The sequence below is a fragment of the Vibrio sp. 2130-1 genome (genome assembly GCF_033339515.1).
On the sequence record NZ_JAWOUT010000017.1, the window covers coordinates 13,922 to 31,715 of the forward strand.

General features: G+C 44.6%; 19 protein-coding genes. 17 read left to right on the forward strand and 2 right to left on the reverse strand.

All coding sequences use genetic code 11. The features are described from left to right. Positions 1 to 45: 45 nt before the first annotated feature. Together galU and R7Q09_RS20245 are read right to left on the reverse strand one after the other, a co-directional pair. Positions 46 to 918 carry a UTP--glucose-1-phosphate uridylyltransferase GalU gene (gene galU, locus R7Q09_RS20240; protein WP_005381239.1) on the reverse strand — a complete coding sequence of 291 codons (873 nt, stop codon included), beginning with the start codon at positions 916 to 918 and terminating at the stop codon, positions 46 to 48. Positions 919 to 1,077: 159 nt separating this feature from the next. After that, entirely contained in the window at positions 1,078 to 1,722 is a 645-nt protein-coding gene (locus tag R7Q09_RS20245; protein WP_005381237.1) for a LuxR C-terminal-related transcriptional regulator, read from the reverse strand. Between the two features lie 277 nt (positions 1,723 to 1,999). On the opposite strand from R7Q09_RS20245, the gene R7Q09_RS20250 reads away from it, so the two are divergent. From R7Q09_RS20250 to R7Q09_RS20330, 17 genes are all read left to right on the forward strand, one after another. Further along, positions 2,000 to 2,545 carry a single-stranded DNA-binding protein gene (locus tag R7Q09_RS20250; RefSeq protein WP_054579428.1) on the forward strand — a complete coding sequence of 182 codons (546 nt, stop codon included), beginning with the start codon at positions 2,000 to 2,002 and terminating at the stop codon, positions 2,543 to 2,545. A gap of 242 nt (positions 2,546 to 2,787) precedes the next feature. Further along, positions 2,788 to 4,797: an RNase E specificity factor CsrD gene (csrD, locus tag R7Q09_RS20255; RefSeq protein WP_005381201.1), complete on the forward strand. Its 2,010-nt coding sequence runs from the start codon at positions 2,788 to 2,790 to the stop codon at positions 4,795 to 4,797. An 11-nt stretch (positions 4,798 to 4,808) separates the two neighbouring features. Continuing rightward, complete coding sequence (locus tag R7Q09_RS20260) at positions 4,809 to 6,254, forward strand: MSHA biogenesis protein MshI (protein WP_318071117.1); 1,446 nt, start codon at positions 4,809 to 4,811, stop codon at positions 6,252 to 6,254. Then, positions 6,251 to 6,901: a type II secretion system protein GspM gene (gene gspM, locus R7Q09_RS20265; RefSeq protein ID WP_005381197.1), complete on the forward strand. Its 651-nt coding sequence runs from the start codon at positions 6,251 to 6,253 to the stop codon at positions 6,899 to 6,901. The genes R7Q09_RS20260 and gspM overlap by 4 nt, the downstream gene beginning before the upstream one ends. Further along, positions 6,894 to 7,226 (forward strand): hypothetical protein, encoded by a 333-nt coding sequence (locus tag R7Q09_RS20270; RefSeq protein ID WP_005381196.1) that lies wholly within the window; start codon positions 6,894 to 6,896, stop codon positions 7,224 to 7,226. The genes gspM and R7Q09_RS20270 overlap by 8 nt, the downstream gene beginning before the upstream one ends. Positions 7,227 to 7,246: 20 nt before the next feature. Beyond that, entirely contained in the window at positions 7,247 to 8,887 is a 1,641-nt protein-coding gene (gene mshL / locus R7Q09_RS20275) for a pilus (MSHA type) biogenesis protein MshL (protein ID WP_033907420.1), read from the forward strand. A 44-nt stretch (positions 8,888 to 8,931) separates the two neighbouring features. Continuing rightward, positions 8,932 to 9,777, forward strand: a complete 846-nt coding sequence (locus R7Q09_RS20280; protein ID WP_033907419.1) for an ExeA family protein — start codon at positions 8,932 to 8,934, stop codon at positions 9,775 to 9,777. Continuing rightward, positions 9,774 to 10,868, forward strand: coding sequence for a tetratricopeptide repeat protein (locus tag R7Q09_RS20285; RefSeq protein ID WP_213904078.1), 1,095 nt, complete (start codon positions 9,774 to 9,776; stop codon positions 10,866 to 10,868). Before R7Q09_RS20280 ends, R7Q09_RS20285 begins: the two co-directional genes overlap by 4 nt. Then, entirely contained in the window at positions 10,865 to 12,589 is a 1,725-nt protein-coding gene (locus R7Q09_RS20290; RefSeq protein WP_158159799.1) for a GspE/PulE family protein, read from the forward strand. Before R7Q09_RS20285 ends, R7Q09_RS20290 begins: the two co-directional genes overlap by 4 nt. A gap of 8 nt (positions 12,590 to 12,597) precedes the next feature. Further along, positions 12,598 to 13,821: a type II secretion system F family protein gene (locus R7Q09_RS20295; protein WP_005381186.1), complete on the forward strand. Its 1,224-nt coding sequence runs from the start codon at positions 12,598 to 12,600 to the stop codon at positions 13,819 to 13,821. 3 nt (positions 13,822 to 13,824) lie between these two features. Further along, complete coding sequence (locus R7Q09_RS20300; protein ID WP_054579426.1) at positions 13,825 to 14,286, forward strand: hypothetical protein; 462 nt, start codon at positions 13,825 to 13,827, stop codon at positions 14,284 to 14,286. Between the two features lie 291 nt (positions 14,287 to 14,577). Continuing rightward, positions 14,578 to 15,075: a type II secretion system protein gene (locus R7Q09_RS20305; RefSeq protein WP_005481011.1), complete on the forward strand. Its 498-nt coding sequence runs from the start codon at positions 14,578 to 14,580 to the stop codon at positions 15,073 to 15,075. Positions 15,076 to 15,143: 68 nt separating this feature from the next. Continuing rightward, entirely contained in the window at positions 15,144 to 15,377 is a 234-nt protein-coding gene (locus R7Q09_RS20310) for a type II secretion system protein (RefSeq protein ID WP_005388453.1), read from the forward strand. 115 nt (positions 15,378 to 15,492) lie between these two features. After that, on the forward strand, positions 15,493 to 16,041 hold the full coding sequence (locus R7Q09_RS20315) for a type II secretion system protein (protein ID WP_258654915.1): 549 nt from the start codon (positions 15,493 to 15,495) through the stop codon (positions 16,039 to 16,041). Beyond that, positions 16,038 to 16,634, forward strand: coding sequence for a prepilin-type N-terminal cleavage/methylation domain-containing protein (locus R7Q09_RS20320; RefSeq protein WP_318071116.1), 597 nt, complete (start codon positions 16,038 to 16,040; stop codon positions 16,632 to 16,634). The genes R7Q09_RS20315 and R7Q09_RS20320 overlap by 4 nt, the downstream gene beginning before the upstream one ends. Continuing rightward, positions 16,634 to 17,362 (forward strand): PilW family protein, encoded by a 729-nt coding sequence (locus tag R7Q09_RS20325; RefSeq protein ID WP_258624277.1) that lies wholly within the window; start codon positions 16,634 to 16,636, stop codon positions 17,360 to 17,362. Before R7Q09_RS20320 ends, R7Q09_RS20325 begins: the two co-directional genes overlap by 1 nt. Next, complete coding sequence (locus R7Q09_RS20330) at positions 17,352 to 17,789, forward strand: hypothetical protein (RefSeq protein ID WP_017636194.1); 438 nt, start codon at positions 17,352 to 17,354, stop codon at positions 17,787 to 17,789. Before R7Q09_RS20325 ends, R7Q09_RS20330 begins: the two co-directional genes overlap by 11 nt. Positions 17,790 to 17,794: the final 5 nt, after the last annotated feature.

Below are 17,794 nucleotides of genomic sequence, written 5' to 3' on the forward strand. Positions count from 1 at the left end.
TTGTGCTGGGCTTTCGATACAGTAATTTCGTACTAAGACGATGCTTTATACTGCTTTTTGTGTTGCGTGCTTACCTAGCTCAGAGGTTTTTTCATCTTTTAGATACAGGTTTTCAAAACAATAGTTAGTTGCTTCGATGTAACCTTCAACGCTACCACAGTCAAAGCGTTTGCCCTTGAATTTGTAAGCCAATACACAGCCCGCTTTTGCTTGTTTTAGCAGCGCGTCAGTGATTTGAATTTCACCACCTTTACCAGGTTCGGTGTTTTCAATCAGTTCAAAAATATCGGGAGTCAGGATGTAGCGGCCAATGATAGCAAGGTTGCTAGGCGCCGTGCCTTTCTCTGGTTTTTCTACCATGTCGTCTACGCGGTAGATGTCGTCTTTGATCATTTCACCAGAGATAACGCCGTATTTGTGTGTTTCTTCGGCTGGTACTTCTTGTACTGCAACGATAGAACAGCGGAACTGCTTAAATAGTGCCACCATCTGAGCCAGTACGCCCTCTTGCTCGTTCACACAAAGGTCATCAGCAAGAACAACAGCAAATGGCTCATCGCCTACCAATTCTCGTCCAGTTAGAATCGCGTGGCCCAAGCCTTTCATTTCGCGTTGACGTATATAAGTGAAGTTTGCAGATTCAATGATTTCACGGATATCTACCAACAGCTCTTCTTTGTTGGTACCGCTAATCTGATGTTCCAGTTCGTAGTTCTTATCAAAGTGGTCCATGATCGAGTGCTTGCCACGACCTGTCACAATACACATGCCGTTCATACCAGCTTGGATTGCTTCTTCGACACCGTATTCAATAAGCGGTTTGTTCACGACTGGCATCATCTCTTTTGGCATAGATTTCGTTGCCGGTAGGAAGCGTGTGCCATAGCCTGCAGCAGGGAACAGACATTTTTTTATCATTGGGGGAATATCCTATCTCGTTTTTATCAAGAATCTACGTATAACTTTAACACGAGAGGTATCAATGAATCATGAATAAAGTAGGAAAAAATGTGAGACTCGGTGCGGAAAAAAGATGAGCGACTTGTCATTTCAGTTATCAGAGCCGCTCACATTGCATCATGACATTAAGTTTTGGTCTGCCCAGGCGATTGCCTGTACTCGGTTCTTTACGGATAGCTTTTTGAATATCTGATATAAGTGCGATTTGATGGTGAATTCACTGACGAATAACTCCTCGGCCATCTGACTGTTCGAGGCGCCAGCTTGTAGGCAACGCAGTACTTGTAGCTCACGAATGGTTAGGTCTACCGTAGCTGGTGCAGTATGAGTATTAATGACATTGCGGTAATAGTGTAAAAGTTGACTGGTTACATTACGCGGCAGCCAGTTTTGACCGTTAACAATGCCTTTTAACCCTTCTCCAATTTGCTCTAGCGTATCTTCAGAATAAAACACACCTTTTAATTGACCAAATGAAAGAAGTTCATCTGTGGTTAGTCTTTTAGGCACGTTGAAGACAACGGTTTCAAAGTTTTTCCATACAAGAGGCAAGTTTTTGATCGATTGAACAAGTGATTTATGTTCACTGAAGTCGATCAGTAGAATTTTATTACGGTGTTGTGGCTTGGCTTCCATGAGTGCTGCGGTTGAAATCACCGGGATGCTCATATCAACGTACTTTTCGAGTGCCGCCACTTTTTTTTGCGCATTATCTTCCATACTGATCAGAAATAGCTTTCTTGCGTAAGCCGACTTTCTCACGTGTTCCAATCTCCCTGGGTTCAATAGAAGCCATAAACTGGCATTAAAGAGAGGCCATAACCATCGCTTTACTGAATAAATGCGTTCGAATTCAAAGCTTCACGAAACGATGTCTGCAACGCGAATCAAAAATGCTACACACGTAAGTTGAAATACGATTTGGGTTCTAGAGGATGACTCAATAGATCACAATGGTATTAGACTTTAATCAAAACATTAAAGCGTGCTATTCTAATGCGCTAAAATTTTATATATCCAGAGTGAAACGGAGCACATCATGGCCAGCCGTGGAATTAACAAAGTTATTTTGGTGGGGAATCTAGGTAACGACCCTGAAATTCGTTACATGCCGAATGGCGGTGCAGTAGCAAACATTACTATTGCGACTTCTGATTCATGGCGTGATAAAGCGACTGGCGAACAGCGCGAAAAAACGGAATGGCACCGTGTTGTGTTGTTCGGCAAACTTGCGGAAGTAGCAGGTGAGTATTTGCGTAAAGGCTCTCAAGTTTACATTGAAGGGCAACTGCAAACTCGCAAATGGCAAGATCAAAGTGGTCAAGATCGCTACTCAACTGAAGTCGTTGTTCAAGGCTTCAATGGTGTGATGCAAATGCTTGGCGGTCGTGCTCAAGGTGGCGGCGCACCTATGGGCGGTCAACAGCAGCAGCAAGGTGGATGGGGTCAGCCTCAACAGCCAGCTCAGCAGCAGTACAATGCGCCTCAGCAACAGCAACAGCAACCACAACAACAGGCTCCGCAGCAATCACAGCAGCAGTACAATGAGCCACCAATGGATTTTGACGACGATATCCCGTTCTAAATTCTGCTTATGCTTGAATCGAAAAGGCCGCGAATATCGCGGCCTTTTTTATTGTCGCAATCTAATGATCTCACAGGCTTATCTTGGCAAGGTTAGGCGTAACAATAAAACTTATCAATGAGTGTGATTTTCTTTATGCTCCAGCCTCTCACTATCAGACTAATCCGATTGTTTGATGAACTCTTATCAAGTATAAATATTTCAATAAGGTATATGATGAATAAAAAAGGAATTTGGTATTCATGAGGTATACCCCAACTCTTAAGTTAAGCACACGGCTGGTGGCCTTTGTCACCATGATCGTTATCTGCGCCATGTTTATCTTGTTTGTCGGTGGCACCCTCTCTTTTAAACGTCTTGGGCAGGAATATCTCACCCATTATTTAGAAGGGATCGTAGAGGTGGTCGACAAGGAGATGGAAGATCCTGACGCCGCTTATTCTATGCAGCGCTGGATGCCGAAGATGCTGCAGGCTTCCAATATTGTCGAAATGACGTTGTCGACCAACAACGCCGTTGTTTATCGCTTCAAAGATACTTCTCATCAAATGGAAGCGTCAGTCTTGTTTGAGGCTGAGTACCAGCTGACTCACAATCAAGATTACACGATTCACTTTAAAGCAATTCCCCCTTACTTAGGTTACAGCTACTCAATGCAGGCGCTTTGGTCGATCACGCTTGCCGTTATATTGATCATCTTCTGCTTAATGCGCGGCGTGGCATGGCTTAAGGAACAATTAGAAGGCTCCGAAATGCTCGAAGAGCGAGGCAGAATGATCCTGGCTGGTAGGGTAGAGCAGTATGCCAAAGGTGACAAAAAAGAATGGCCTTACACCGCCAGTGAAGCGCTCGATGTATTAATCGAAGAGTTACAAGATGCGCGTCAAGAGCGAAGCCGATTTGATACCTTTATTCGAACTCAAACCTTCCTTGATAAGCTAACCGGTACCGCTAACCGAGTGTTATTTGATAGCAAGTTGGAATCGGCGTTACTAGAAAGTGGGGCTCGCGGCGCCGTGTTGCTAGTGCGTATTCAAGACTGGAAACTGGTTGAAGAAGAGCAAGATAAGCAAATTACGGATGAGTTTATTGTTGAAGTTGGGAGTTTATTGTCCAATTTAGTTCAACGATACCCAGATGTTGTATTTTCCCGTTATTACGATGCTGATTTTGCGCTTTTTCTACCGCACCAAAGTGCGAAAGATGTGGCTAACCTCGCCTCGCAATGCATTCGCCAGTTAGAAAAGTTAATGCCGCCAGAGCCACTTGATCCAGACAACTGGTGCCATATTGGCATCACCACTTATAAAGAAGGTGAGCGACACAGCCAAATCATTGATGAAGCCGAGACTGCTTTGCGTAGTGCGCAACTACAAAATAACAATAATTGGAGTCGCTTCAAAAAATGGAACCACGATGAAGAAGCTCGCGGAAGTGTGAGGTGGAGAACGTTATTTGACACAGCACTTACACCTGAAAGTGTGATACTCTACGCACAATCTGTGCACCCAATAAGTGACGCGACGCATAAAAAATCATTATATGAAGAGTTAACATGTCGGATTCGCGATCCTGAGAATGGGATTGTTAAAGCGTCTCGGTTCATTTCTGCGATCAGACAGGTTGGTTATGAAGCGCAAATGGATAAGTCGGTTATTAATAAATTCTTAAGAGAGTTTAAGGATAATTTTGATAACTCAAGATCGTATGCGCTCAATTTGAATGTAACGCCATTTTCTAACCGAGAGTACTTTAAATGGTTTCGTGATGAACTCTTACAGTTGTCACGTGAGCAGAGAAAGTGTCTCAGTTTTGAGTTTGTTGAAGCACAATTTGTAAGACACTTAGACTTTATGCGACCAGTCGCTAAAATGCTGGCCGGTTTAGGGTGCCACTTAATGGTTGGGCAGGCTGGGCGTACCATCGTTAGCACTCACTATTTAAAAGAAGTGGACATTCGTTACCTTAAACTTCATCGCAGTTTAGTAGCAAAAATCGACCAACGACATGAAAACCAGCTATTTGTCCGCAGTATGCTAGGTGCGGCGGCAAACAGTAAAACTAAAATTATAGCAGTGGGAATTGAGAATCAGAACGAGCTCAACACATTAATTGAGCTCGGGGTTTATGGTGGGCAAGGGCGTTACTTTTCTGCGGAGCAGCAGTTTCTTCCTCGTCCCCAAGCGTTGCCGAATTCTCAATCAGAATCCCAAGTTAAATTGGGAAGACGAAATCGCTGGCGGAAAAAATAAAGATAATAATCATGGATTTCAAAGCACTATTCGACAAGCTTAAGCGATCATCTAGTGGTGGTCGCTCCTGCTTTTTGGTTATTCAGCCAGACGCCGTTTATTTATCATCTTCAATCAAAAGTAGTCGTCCATACCAATTTGATATTTCTGAGTCCAATTGGGAAAAAGCCGTTGAGCAAGCATTGAGCGTTGCAGCGAGTGCGTATGATTCATTAACGGTTGTTCTTTCTCATAACTATTACCAGATGTACCAAATCGACAAACCGGTCATGCCGCGTCAAGAATGGCCAGCCGCATTACCGTTTTTGTTGAAAGAACTGATCTCTGAGCGTGCTATCGACATTATTGCCGATGCGGTCGAGTTACCGAATTCAACCAAAGTGCAAGCATACGTCTTATCGCGAAAAATATTGGATAAGATTGTGTTACTGGCCAGTCGAGCCCAGTTACCATTAGAAGCCATTCTTCCTGAAGACGATATTTGGGGAGAGACTGCTGGTGAACTAGGAAACTTCCTATTATTACAACGCAGTGTGCGTGGTCATTTCCGTATAAGCGCTTTTGTCGAAAATACTATTGCGTTCCACCGCTCTATTCGCAGTGTGACGCCACCGTTAACGGGGGTTCCGTCTAGCGATTTACAGATGGACAGTCTGTCGTTAGAACTGCAACGTTCGATTGACTATCTTTCATCTCAGTTACGCCACGTGCAATTACATCAATTGAAAGTGTGCTGTGATGAAGAGGATGAGAGCGAGCTTGTTCAGGCTCTGAACTACCGTTTAAGTACTAAGGTTTCACCGTTATTACCACCAGAACATGAGCTATCAGGACATGTTTTGGCTGACACTGCGGCTACTTCAAATACTCGACGCGTCAACTTATATCCCGATTACTTAAAGCCGAAAAAAGAGCTCCTGACGCTAAAAAATATCGCGTTATCTTGGGGCGTTGCGGCGGCTGCAATTCTATTTTCTTACGGTTATGTCACTTGGCAGAGCAGCGGTTTGGAAGATGAGATTGCTATTGTAAAAAGTAAAGGCGATATCATGAAGTCAGAGCTTGAACGTTATCAAGTCAAGCTACGTAAACATCAACCTGACAATAATAAGCTGGCAGCTAAAGCCCGCTTAGAGCGTGAAGTCAAGGCGAAGCGAGACTCGCTTAAAGCTGTCGGGAAATACGATGACTCGCAACGCACGGGTTACTCTGGCGTGATGCAATCATTAGCGAAGCTAGGAAACCAAGAAATTTCTTTGTCCGAAATTCGAATCAATACCCATACCTTAGACCTGAAGGGGCTAGCGAAAAAACCGAGCTCAGTGCCAAATTGGGTCAGCCAATTTAAAAACGAAATTAGCTTGGTTGGTCGAACGTTTGACGGCGTCAAAATAGGTCGAAATGATAAGGATATTGTGACGTTTGAACTAAAAACGCGCGAGGATAAAGAGAAATGAACGAATTCTGGCTCTCATTAGAAGGGCGCTTTGGCGAAATGAGTACGCGTGAAAAAGTGCTCACTGCATTGTGCGGTTTAGTTGTCGTGATCATGTTGCTCTTTACGCTGGTATTGGAGCCAAAGCTTAACGAGATCATCAGTAATGAGAGGCAACTAAGTAATTTAAAGCAAGCCAATCAAAAGATTGAAATCGATACGCTACGTATTCAGGCGCAACTTAAGAAAGATCCAAATGCTGAGATTGATCGCGCGATATCTAATCTGTTAGCTGAGAGTCAGCATCTTTCGATGCAATTAGCGGAGATCATCGAGCATCTTATTACACCTTCGCAAATGGCTGAGCTGCTTGAAAATGTGTTGGAGCAGCAAAGTGGCATTCACCTTTTGTCTCTGCAAACCTTGCCATCTGAGCCAATAACGGAAGATAAAGAAGCATCGCAATACTCTGGTTACTACGTGCATCCTGTTCGTATGGAACTGACTGGTGACTATTTTTCTATTGCTAATTATCTGAATAAATTGGAGAGTCTTCCTGCGAGTTATTACTGGCGCAGCTTTAGTTATAAAGTCGAAGAGTACCCGAAAGCGAAGCTTGTGTTAGAAGTCTACACACTAGGATCTAGAGAGGAGTTTATTGGTGGTTAACAAACTCATCATCTCATTGCTTGTTATGGCAGCGGCAGGAACCGCTTGGGCAAACCAAGACCCAACGGCCCCACTTGGTTGGGAAAAACCAGCGGTTGAAACGTCAGCGAAACCAAAAGTTAAACGGTACCGACTGCCTAAGCTCAACAGTATTGTGTGTAAGCCAAGTACTGATTGTATCGCGATTATGGATAACAAACTTGTCGAAAAAGGCGAGCTATTTAAGGGTTATCGCGTCGCGAGCATTAATAGTGAATTTGTAACTTTAAAGCGTGGTAACCGTCAGTGGGACCTAGAGCTTTTTGATTTAAACGTAAAACAATAATAACCAGAGCCCGATCAGATATGCGCAAATTAGTTGTAGGAATAACGATTGCTTCTTTAATGGGATGTTCAATGGGTCATCGGAATCCAGTGGAAGTTAAAGAAGCGCTCAATGAATCGATCAATCAAGCGAACAGCCGCACATTGGAAGAAATCCCTTCTTCTGTTGAGGCAGACTTGATGCCAAATTTAGACTCGAACGTTGCATCAGAGCAAGGCACCTCGAAGCGTTTTCGTATTCAAGCGAATGCGGTCGATGCAAGAAGCTTTTTCGCTTCGTTGGTGAAAGGCACAGAGTACAGCGTGGCGATTCACCCATCGGTACAAGGTAATATCACTGTCAACTTGTCTGATGTGACATTGGATGAAGTTCTGAATGTCGTACAGAATATGTATGGCTATGACGTGGTGAAGTCTGGCAAAGTTATTCAAATCTACCCAGCAGGTATGCGTACGGTGACCATTCCAGTCGATTACCTGCAGTTCAAGCGTTCTGGTCGCTCATTAACCAGCATTGTTACGGGCTCTGTAACCTCGGCTGGTACGTCTAATTCTGGTGGTAGCTCAGACAGTTCTGACTCGTCAGACTCTAACAATGGAAACAACAACGATAGCTCGACCACATCTACGGGTGGTACACGCATTGAAACCATCACTGAAAGTGACTTCTGGCCTATGCTGCAGCAAGCTGTTGCGAATCTAATTGGTTCAGGCAAAGGGCAAAGTGTGGTTGTAACGCCACAAGCGGGAGTTATTACGGTTCGAGCATTTCCAGATGATATTCGCGAAGTACGCGAGTTCTTAGGTGTATCGCAGGAGCGCATGCAGCGCCAGGTCATTCTTGAAGCTAAAATCCTAGAAGTGACGTTGAATGATGGCTACCAACAAGGCATCAACTGGTCAAACTTATCGGCGTCAATTGGTAACTCGGGTAGTATCGTAGTCAACCGCCCTGCATCGGCATTACCACCATTGGATGCGATTGGCACGCTCTTGGGCGGTCAAACCAACGTGACTATTTCGGATGGTAACTTCAATGCCGTGTTGAGCTTTATGTCTACGCAAGGTGACTTGAACGTCCTTTCGAGCCCTCGTATTACCGCTGCCAACAACCAAAAATCTGTCATCAAGGTCGGTACCGATGAGTACTTTGTTACCGAGCTATCGAGTAATGCAGGCAACGGTGAAAACTCAAATGCAGTTCCTGAAGTGGAACTGACGCCATTCTTCTCGGGTATTTCCCTCGATGTGACTCCGCAAATTGATAACAAAGGCAATGTGTTCCTGCATGTTCACCCCGCAGTTATTGAAGTCACGGAAGAAGTGAAGCAATTGAACTTGGGCGGAGATTTCCAAAACATCCAACTGCCATTAGCGAAAAGCTCTATTCGTGAATCAGACTCGGTTATTCGTGCTAAAGATGGCGATGTTGTGGTTATCGGCGGGTTGATGAAACAGCAAAATCGTGAGCTTGTTTCTAAAGTCCCATTTTTGGGCGATGTACCAGCACTGGGGCACTTGTTCCGCAACGTGAATAACGTAACTGAGAAAACAGAATTGGTCATCTTGCTAAAACCGACCGTAGTTGGCGTGAACTCTTGGCAGAAAGAGCTAGAGCGCTCTCGTGATCTGCTGCAAGAGTGGTTCCCAGATGCGCAATAAGCGCTGGGAAAGGTTCTGTTTTTCAATAGGTTTGTGATTCGAGTATGTACTTGTCACACTTTGGGTTCCGAGTTCAGCCTTTTTCGTTAACCCCAAATACCGAAATGTTCTTGGGGTTAGTCCCTCACTATGAGGCGATCCAAACCATCCTAGCTGCCGTGCAAATGGGAGAAGGGGTGATTAAGGTGACGGGAGAAGTCGGCACTGGAAAAACCATGGTATGCCGTAAGCTGATCGAGCAGATTGAATCTGAAGTTGAGCTTATTTACTTACCCAATCCAGTGTTGAATGGGGAACAGTTGCAGTTTGCTGTCGCCAGAGAGTTAGGTATCGAGAACGATGATCCGCTGCGCATCGTTTCCCTCATTCAAGAGCACTTGATTCAAGTACATGCCTTGGGAAAGAAAACCGTCTTGATCGTTGATGAAGCGCAAGCTCTTTCCCCACAAGCTTTAGAAACATTGCGTCTATTTGGCAACCTAGAAACGGAACAAGATAAGCTCATTCAATTGGTGTTATTCGGACAACCTGAGTTGGATGAAAGATTGGCTAACCATGAGCTAAGGCAGTTTCGTCAACGCATTACGTTTAGCTGCCAGTTACGTCCTCTCTCTATCGATGAAGGCGTAGCTTACATCAATAATCGTTTAGATAAAGCAGGCAATGGGGCGCACATTTTTTCTATTGAACAGAAAAAAGCGATTTGGCGTTCATCCATGGGGATTCCGCGCTTGATAAACCAAATTAGCCACAAGTCGTTGCTTGCTGCATTTAATGAGCGTTGCACACTATTGAAAAATCATCACGTTTACGCCGCTATGCACGATACGTTTGATGCCCGTAAACCTAAGTTTAAAACACCCGTATTTTGGGGATGGAGTCAACCTTGAGTGCCATCAATAAAGCATTATCAGAACTTGCTGAAAAAACATCGCCGTCAGAGCTTACTCGTGCGGAGATTCCAAGTGTCTCACGCAGTAAACCTTGGCTTTGGCTTGTCGCCGGTTTTTCGTTAAGCCTTGCGGTTGGCAGTTGGGCGGTCTCTCGCGGTCCTGTCCCTTCAGGCGAGCTATCACAGTTTCAAACCGACGCTATGCCACTGTCGTCTGTGAATGTCTCACCAATTGTTTCATCGGAGCGCACTCACTCGCCAACGAGTAAAATGACGCCCGATACAACTCAAGTGGTTTACACCAAACCAGCCACACAGCCGGTAGCGCAACAGCCTCACATGCAAGAGACTGATAGGTTCACGCTAAGATCTGAGATAAATATCGCCTCTGAAGATGAAGTTTTACTCGCGCAGTTAGCAACGATGCCGAGCGAGGAGCAATACGATCACGTAACCCGCACGACATCAGAAAACAGCTCAATGCGTATTGAGCAGGTTGAGCTTACTCACCGCCAATTATCTCTTAAAGCGGTTAGCCGAGCGGAAAAGGCACTCGATGCTAACGATATGCAAACAGCGTTGTCGGCTTATGCCGAGGCGTTGCGTTATGAGCCAATGAATGCAGACACGCGTCAAAAGTTATCAGCGTTGTACTTTGGTAAAGGTGACACGCGTAAAGCATATGAGATTATTCAAGAAGGCATCAACCTAGATACGAACAACCAAGTACTCCGCTTGGCCTTGTCTAAGTTGTTAGTGAAAGCTAATCAACCTGAAGCGGCGCTGAGCCCGCTTGTTCATTTGCCTCCAGTACCAAGTCGAGATTACTTGGCGATGCGTGCGGCATTGGCACAAAAACACAAGCAAAATGACATTGCGCTTGAGAGCTATCAACTCCTAACTCAGCGTGAGCCGGAAAACGCGCGCTGGTGGTTAGGTTTGGCTATTCAACAAGAGCGCGCCCTGGCTTTTACTGCCGCGATTCACTCTTACAACCAAGCTCTGGGTAAAGTTGGCATTTCGAATCAATCGCAAGCATTTATCCGTGACCGTTTGAGCATCTTGAAAGAGTTGGAGAGCGCACAATGAAAATTCAGTTGAGAAAACGCTTGGGCGATCTTCTGGTTGAGGAAGGTATCGTCTCTGAAGAACAAATCCAGCAAGCACTAAACGCACAACGCAGTACCGGGCAGAAGCTAGGGGATGCGTTAATTGACCTTGGCTTTATTACCGAAAAGCAAATGTTGGACTTCTTGTCTCAGCAGCTTGGTTTGCCACTGATCGATCTTGGTCGTGCGCCTGTGGATGCCGAAGCCGTGCAGATTCTACCTGAGGTACACGCACGTCGCTTACGTGCGATGGTCGTTGCTCGAAATGGGGACACCCTGCGCGTTGCTATGAGCGACCCTGCGGACTTGTTCACTCAAGAATCATTGATGAACTTGTTAGGTCAATACAACCTTGAGTTCATTGTTGCTTCAGAGCGTCAGCTTATTTCAAGCTTTGACCGTTATTACCGCCGTACTAAAGAGATCGCCTCCTTTGCTGAACAGCTGCATGAAGAGCATAAAGATGTACAAAGCTTTGATTACGGTATTGATGAGGCCGACAGTGAAGAGGTTACCGTTGTAAAGCTGGTTAATTCCATGTTTGAAGATGCGGTACAGGTTGGAGCTTCGGATATTCATATTGAGCCAGACGATCAAGTATTGCGTTTGCGCCAGCGTATTGATGGCGTATTGCATGAAACGCTCTTAAATGAAGTGAACATTGCATCGGCTTTGGTTCTTCGACTGAAGTTGATGGCACACCTAGATATTTCTGAAAAGCGCTTGCCACAAGATGGCCGATTCAATATCAAAGTTCGTGGCCAATCAATTGATATTCGTATGTCGACGTTACCAACGCAGTACGGAGAATCTGTAGTAATGCGTCTGCTTAACCAGTCCGCTGGTTTGCGTCCGTTAGAAGAGTCGGGCTTGCCGCCAGACTTGCTTGCTCGCTTACGTCGACAGTTGGCGCGTCCGCATGGCATGATTTTGGTTACCGGGCCGACAGGTTCCGGTAAAACCACCACGCTTTACGGCGCATTGAGTGAGCTCAACGAACCTGGGAAAAAGATCATTACAGCAGAGGACCCGGTTGAATATCGTCTGCCTCGCATCACTCAGGTACAGGTTAACAGTAAGATCGATCTAACTTTCTCGCGTGTTCTGAGAACCTTTTTACGTCAAGACCCAGACATCATTCTTGTTGGTGAGATGCGTGATCAAGAGACGGTAGAAATTGGTCTGCGAGCTGCACTAACGGGTCACTTAGTATTGAGCACTCTTCACACCAACGATGCTGTCGACAGTGCGTTACGTATGATCGATATGGGTGCGCCGGGTTACTTGGTTGCTAGTGCAGTCAGAGCCGTGGTGGCGCAGCGTCTTGTGCGCCGAGTTTGCCCAGATTGTAAAACAGAAGACCACTTAGATGAGTCTCGCCAGCAGTGGTTAGCTGGGCGTTTCCCAAATCAAGTTAGCACCATTTTTTATAAAGGCGCAGGTTGCCAAAACTGTAACTTGACTGGTTATCGAGGCCGAATCGGTGTGTTTGAAATGCTCGAACTTGAGCAAGAGATGATGGATAAATTGCGCGCCAATGATGCGGTTGGCTTTGCGCAAGCCGCGCGCCGCTCAGAAAACTATAAGCCACTGCTTGCTTCTGCAATGGAACTGGCGCTACAAGGCACCGTCAGTTTGGACGAAGTGATGACCCTAGGTGAGGGTGATGCTTCTGGTAAGACTGATCCCATTTTCATATAGGTAAGTGAATGCCAACTTTTCGTTATCAAGGCCGCACGCTAGACGGCTCATCCACTAACGGCAAAATCGAAGCAGTGAACTCAGAAGCTGCGGCGGAAGCATTGATGAACAAAGGGGTCATCCCGCTCAATGTACGTTTAGAGAAAGAGTCGGCAAAAAGCCAAGTGAGCTTATCTAAGCTGTTTGTGCCTGCTATTCCGTTGGAAGTAATTATTCTTTTCTCTCGCCAGTTGTTTAGTTTGACTAAAGCTGGCGTACCTTTGCTGCGCTCTATGCGTGGCTTGTTGCAAAATTGCGAAAACAAACAGCTCAAAGAGGCGCTAGAAGATGTCGTTTCTGAACTGAGTAATGGCCGAGGTTTGTCTTCTGCGATGCAGCAACACAGTAAAGTATTCAGCCCACTGTTCGTTTCTATGATCAACGTCGGTGAGAATACGGGTCGGCTTGACCAAGCGCTATTGCAACTGGCGAATTACTACGAACAGGAACTTGAGACTCGCAAACGCATTAAAGCGGCGATGCGTTATCCAACGTTTGTCATTATCTTTATCACCATCGCCATGTTTGTATTGAATATCTTGGTGATCCCTGAGTTTGCATCGATGTTTACGCGCTTTGGTGTTGAGCTACCATTGCCGACGCGTATTTTGATCGCGACTTCTAATTTCTTTGTTAATTATTGGGTGTTGCTGGTTGTGGCAATGATTGGCGCGTTTACGGTGTTCAGAGCGTGGGTGGCGACGGCTGATGGTCGGGAGAAGTTCGATAAGTTTCGGCTTCGGCTGCCAATTGTAGGCGATATCGTTAATCGTGCGCAGCTTTCTCGTTTTGCCAGAACCTTTTCGTTGATGCTGAAATCAGGGGTGCCACTTAACCAGTCTTTGGCTTTGGCCGGGGAAGCCTTAGGGAACCGTTTTTTAGAAAACCGAATTCTTGAGATGAAGTCCGCGATTGAAGCGGGTAGCACCATTTCAGTGACGGCCATCAACAGTAAAATATTCACCCCATTGGTGATTCAGATGATTGCAGTAGGGGAAGAAACTGGTCGTATTGATGAGTTGCTGCTGGAAGTGTCGGATTTTTACGATCGAGAAGTTGATTACGATCTAAAAACACTGACCGCAAGAATAGAACCATTACTTTTGGTGATTGTAGCAGGCATGGTCATGGTGCTGGCATTGGGTATCTTCCTACCAATGTGGGGAATGCTCGACATCATCAAAGGCGGCTAATAGGTGGTTGAAAATCAAAGCCGAGCAACGCTTATTGTATTTGGGGTTATTGCTACGATTATGGCGGTGGGTTTGGCGGTCAAATTACGTCCTGTGACCGAGCAAGCACAAGTAACTGGAGCGAAGTTAGCGAGAGTTTGGATGCAAGATAGTGTTCAGCGTTATCGTCAAGCTTGGCTAGTACAAGGCGAGCCAGAACATATGCTGATGGATGGCTTAAACCTTACTATGACTGAGGGCGGGTTAGTGTCTCCCTTTACTCAGCAAGGTGTATTAGATTGTGGTTATTGGCTAGCGGTGCATTACCCCCAACGTAAAATAATGACCAACAAGTTAATAGATATCAGTGGAGCCATCAAAACTGATCGTTATGTCTGTCAATACACTTATGAAAATGGTCAGTCGATTGTAGTTATCTCAACTGCTAATCAACTGAAAATAGACGTCGAAATATCGGCGGAGTGATTTTTTTGACACCTAAGCACTATAATTGGTAATGAAAGTCGGTATAATGCAATCATAACCATAAGTAACAGGCTGTAATAGTGGGTAAACAATAATGTGTTTTTCTCATTGCAGCATGAACTGAATAATGGCGAATCGTCATTCTGCTCAAGCGGTAGATACAGTATCCACTTCACGGTCAGTTTTAGTGAAGGTTGCTGCCCCAAACCGTTTTGACAATATCCAAAATGGTCGCGTGACCTAAACGAAACTTTGCAGTTGTACTGCATGCTTACATAGAGAGAGTAAACAATGAAAAGACAAGGTGGTTTCACCCTTATCGAATTGGTAGTGGTAATTGTAATCCTAGGTATTCTAGCGGTAACTGCAGCACCACGTTTCCTTAACCTACAATCAGATGCTCGTGAATCTGCGCTTCAAGGCCTAAAAGGTGCGATTGATGGTGCTTCTGGTATTGTTTTCGGTAAATCAGCAATTGAGGGTATCGAGACGAAAGCTCCAGCAAGTGACGTTAAAGTTGAGGATGTTTTAGTTGGTTACGGTTACCCAGTAGCAGCAGATAACGGTCTTAACAATGCAGTAACTGGTTTGGATGAAGATTGGGCTCTAGCTTTAGAGGGTACGACTCCTAATAAACTTGTTGCTACGTTTATTAGTGGTGACCTTAAAAAAGGTTTAGACGCAGGCAACACTGCAGCTAAGGTAAAAGCAGGTAACTGTTACGTGACTTATACTGAAGCAACTTCTGCAGCAGTTTCTACAACTGCTGTAACAGATACTGGTTGTTAATCGGTGTTATAAAGGCCAGCTAGTCTGGCCTTTATCTCTTTATTTTGATTAATCTTGGAATAGTTCATATGCGTAAATCATCGGGTCTTAGTGCAATAGAGTTTGTGGTTGTGCTGATTATCTTGGGTGTGATCGGTTATGTGGTATTACCAAGATTTATCAGCTTTGAACCAGAAACTTATGAAGCCAAGTGGGAGCAAACCAAGCAAACCGCTGAGCACGTTTCTGAAACGCTGAGCAATAAAGAAACTTACGATCGAATTGAAGAAGAAATTGGTCGTTCAAAGGGGCAAAATAACTAGACATTGGTGATTTGTTTGTCTGTTCACACTTCGAATCGAAAAATTATAAACCTATCATTAATCTCATAATTTCATCGTATACTTATCTCGCTTGTTCTAAGCCTAAGGTTGGGTTATGAAAATTCGCAGCTCTGCATTAGGGTTCACGTTAATGGAGTTAATCCTCGTGATTGTTCTCCTCTCTATCCTTTCACTTTTTGCAGCCAGCCGTTTTATGGGCTCTGGCAGTTTCTCTGCATATGCATTACAAGAACGTGTGATTTCTGTGATTCGCCAAGTGCAGGTGAATCGTATGCAGTCGAATATCAGCATCCCAAATAAGTCTTATCCTGAAAGGTGCCTACCTAGTAGCTATAAAGCTGGAGAGGACTCTAGCTACACTAACTTTTGTTTGTCGATTACAAGCTCTTGCATAGGGTCTAGTGCTGCATGCGGCCTGGCTAGTAAGGAAAGAGACACTCGTAGTGACATGGTTGTTGATAAATCCGCAAAGTTTTCACTGACCAATGCTGCAACTAATCCAATCGAGTTTGATTTATTGGGTAATCCAATAAACTCCGCGAGTGGTGGGGTTTCAATCCTGATTGAAGATAAGCATGGTCGAAGCCGCTGCCAAGTTGAAATTAATACTCAAGGTTATGTTTCAAAAGGCACATGCTCATGAAGAAATCTAGTGGCATGACGTTAATAGAAATGATCATCGCGATTGTTTTAATGGGCATTGCGATGGTGGCGTTTACTTCTTTTCTTGTCCCTCAAATTCGAGATTCCGCCATCCCTCATTATCAAACCCGCGCGGCCGCATTAGGCCAAGGTTTCATGTCTCAGATATTGGCGCGAGGCTTCGATGAAAACAGCGACTTTGATGGTGGCACTGTTCGGTGTGGTGAGAATGGAGTGAGCTGCACTGACGTAAATAAATTAGGTGCGGATAAAAAACTAGACGGTTCCTTGGAAACAACGCCTAGTGATTTCAATGATGTCGATGACTATATCGGTTGCTGGTATACGAAAAGCACAAAGGCTAAATGTAACTCTTCGCCCTTATATGAGCTGAGTAACGTTCTTGGTACGTCTATGGCAAATGATTACAAGAACTTTCGAGTAGAAGTGAAAGTGCAATACGTTGAATCAGACGGTACGGGTGTAAATAATCCTTCACTGGAAGATATCACGGCGTATAAACGAGTCACTATGACTATTTACGCCGGACAAACACAGCCTTTAACACTGTCTGCGATAAGGGGAAACTACTAATGAAAAATCGTGGTTTCACTTTAATAGAAATGGTCATCACTATTGTGGTTGGTAGTTTTATCATGCTCGGAATTGCTGGTTATTTGCAGTTAGGAGCAAAGGGCTATGCTGATACTATTGATAGGCAGAGACTACAAACTCAGGCTCAGTTCGTTATTGAGAAAATATCTCGAGAAATTCGTCATGCGGTGCCGAATAGCTTTTTTATTGATGAGAGTGAAAAAAACTGCCTGATGTTTATGCCGATAGAGCATTCTGGTTTTTATGCGATTTCTGGAAATGATATACAGTTTGTGGTTGGTTTTTTTGGTACTAATGCTCCCGAATTTGATAATGGCTTGAAAATGGTGATTAACCCAACACGGCTAAGTGATTTAACCTCATCCACTCATAGTGTTGATGTTGGAGCGCTTTCTCCAGATTCGGATAAAGCATATAAGATTATTGATGGCGCTAGTTTAGTAACCAGTCGCTCCGTTTCTAATCGACACTATCTCTATGATCCATCTAAGTCAGTGAAATATTGCTTTGTAGGCACACAGATACAGCGTAACGGCGAAATAATTGCCGACAATCTTATTTATGTTGATGACCAATCTCAGAGCTATTTCAAATATGATGATACATCGCTTCACCGAGGCGGGCTTGTGCATCTGAGGTTCGCGTTTGAACAGTCCGGTGAAAGTAGTGTGTACCAACAAGATGTGCAGGTGCTGAATGTTCCATAATAAGCAAAAAGGCCATGTGTTAATTGTGACGCTCTTTGTCATTATCGTAATGGGTTATTTGGCTGCATCACTAATGAAAGTGACTTGGTCTAATCAAAGTGGTTTAACGCGTGAGTTTTTGGGTGCAAAGGCATGGTTTACTGCCCAATCGAGTAATGACTGGGTGTTAACTCAGTTTTTCCCTTTAGGTGGTTCCGCTGCTGTTGAAACTCGTTGCGATGATATTAAGGCTAAAAGCGTTAAGCCCGACAGCGGCTTGTTCGATCAGGCATGCAAAGTGACAACGATTGAATGTCAGAAGGCAGGTAAGCTACCAGGTGACTTTCCTGGTAAAGAAGTGGAGCTATATGTGGTTAAAAGTGTGGCTGTTTGTGGTTCTGGAGTGTCTAAAGTTCAACGTCAGCAAGAAGTTTGGGTAAGGGAGTAAAATAC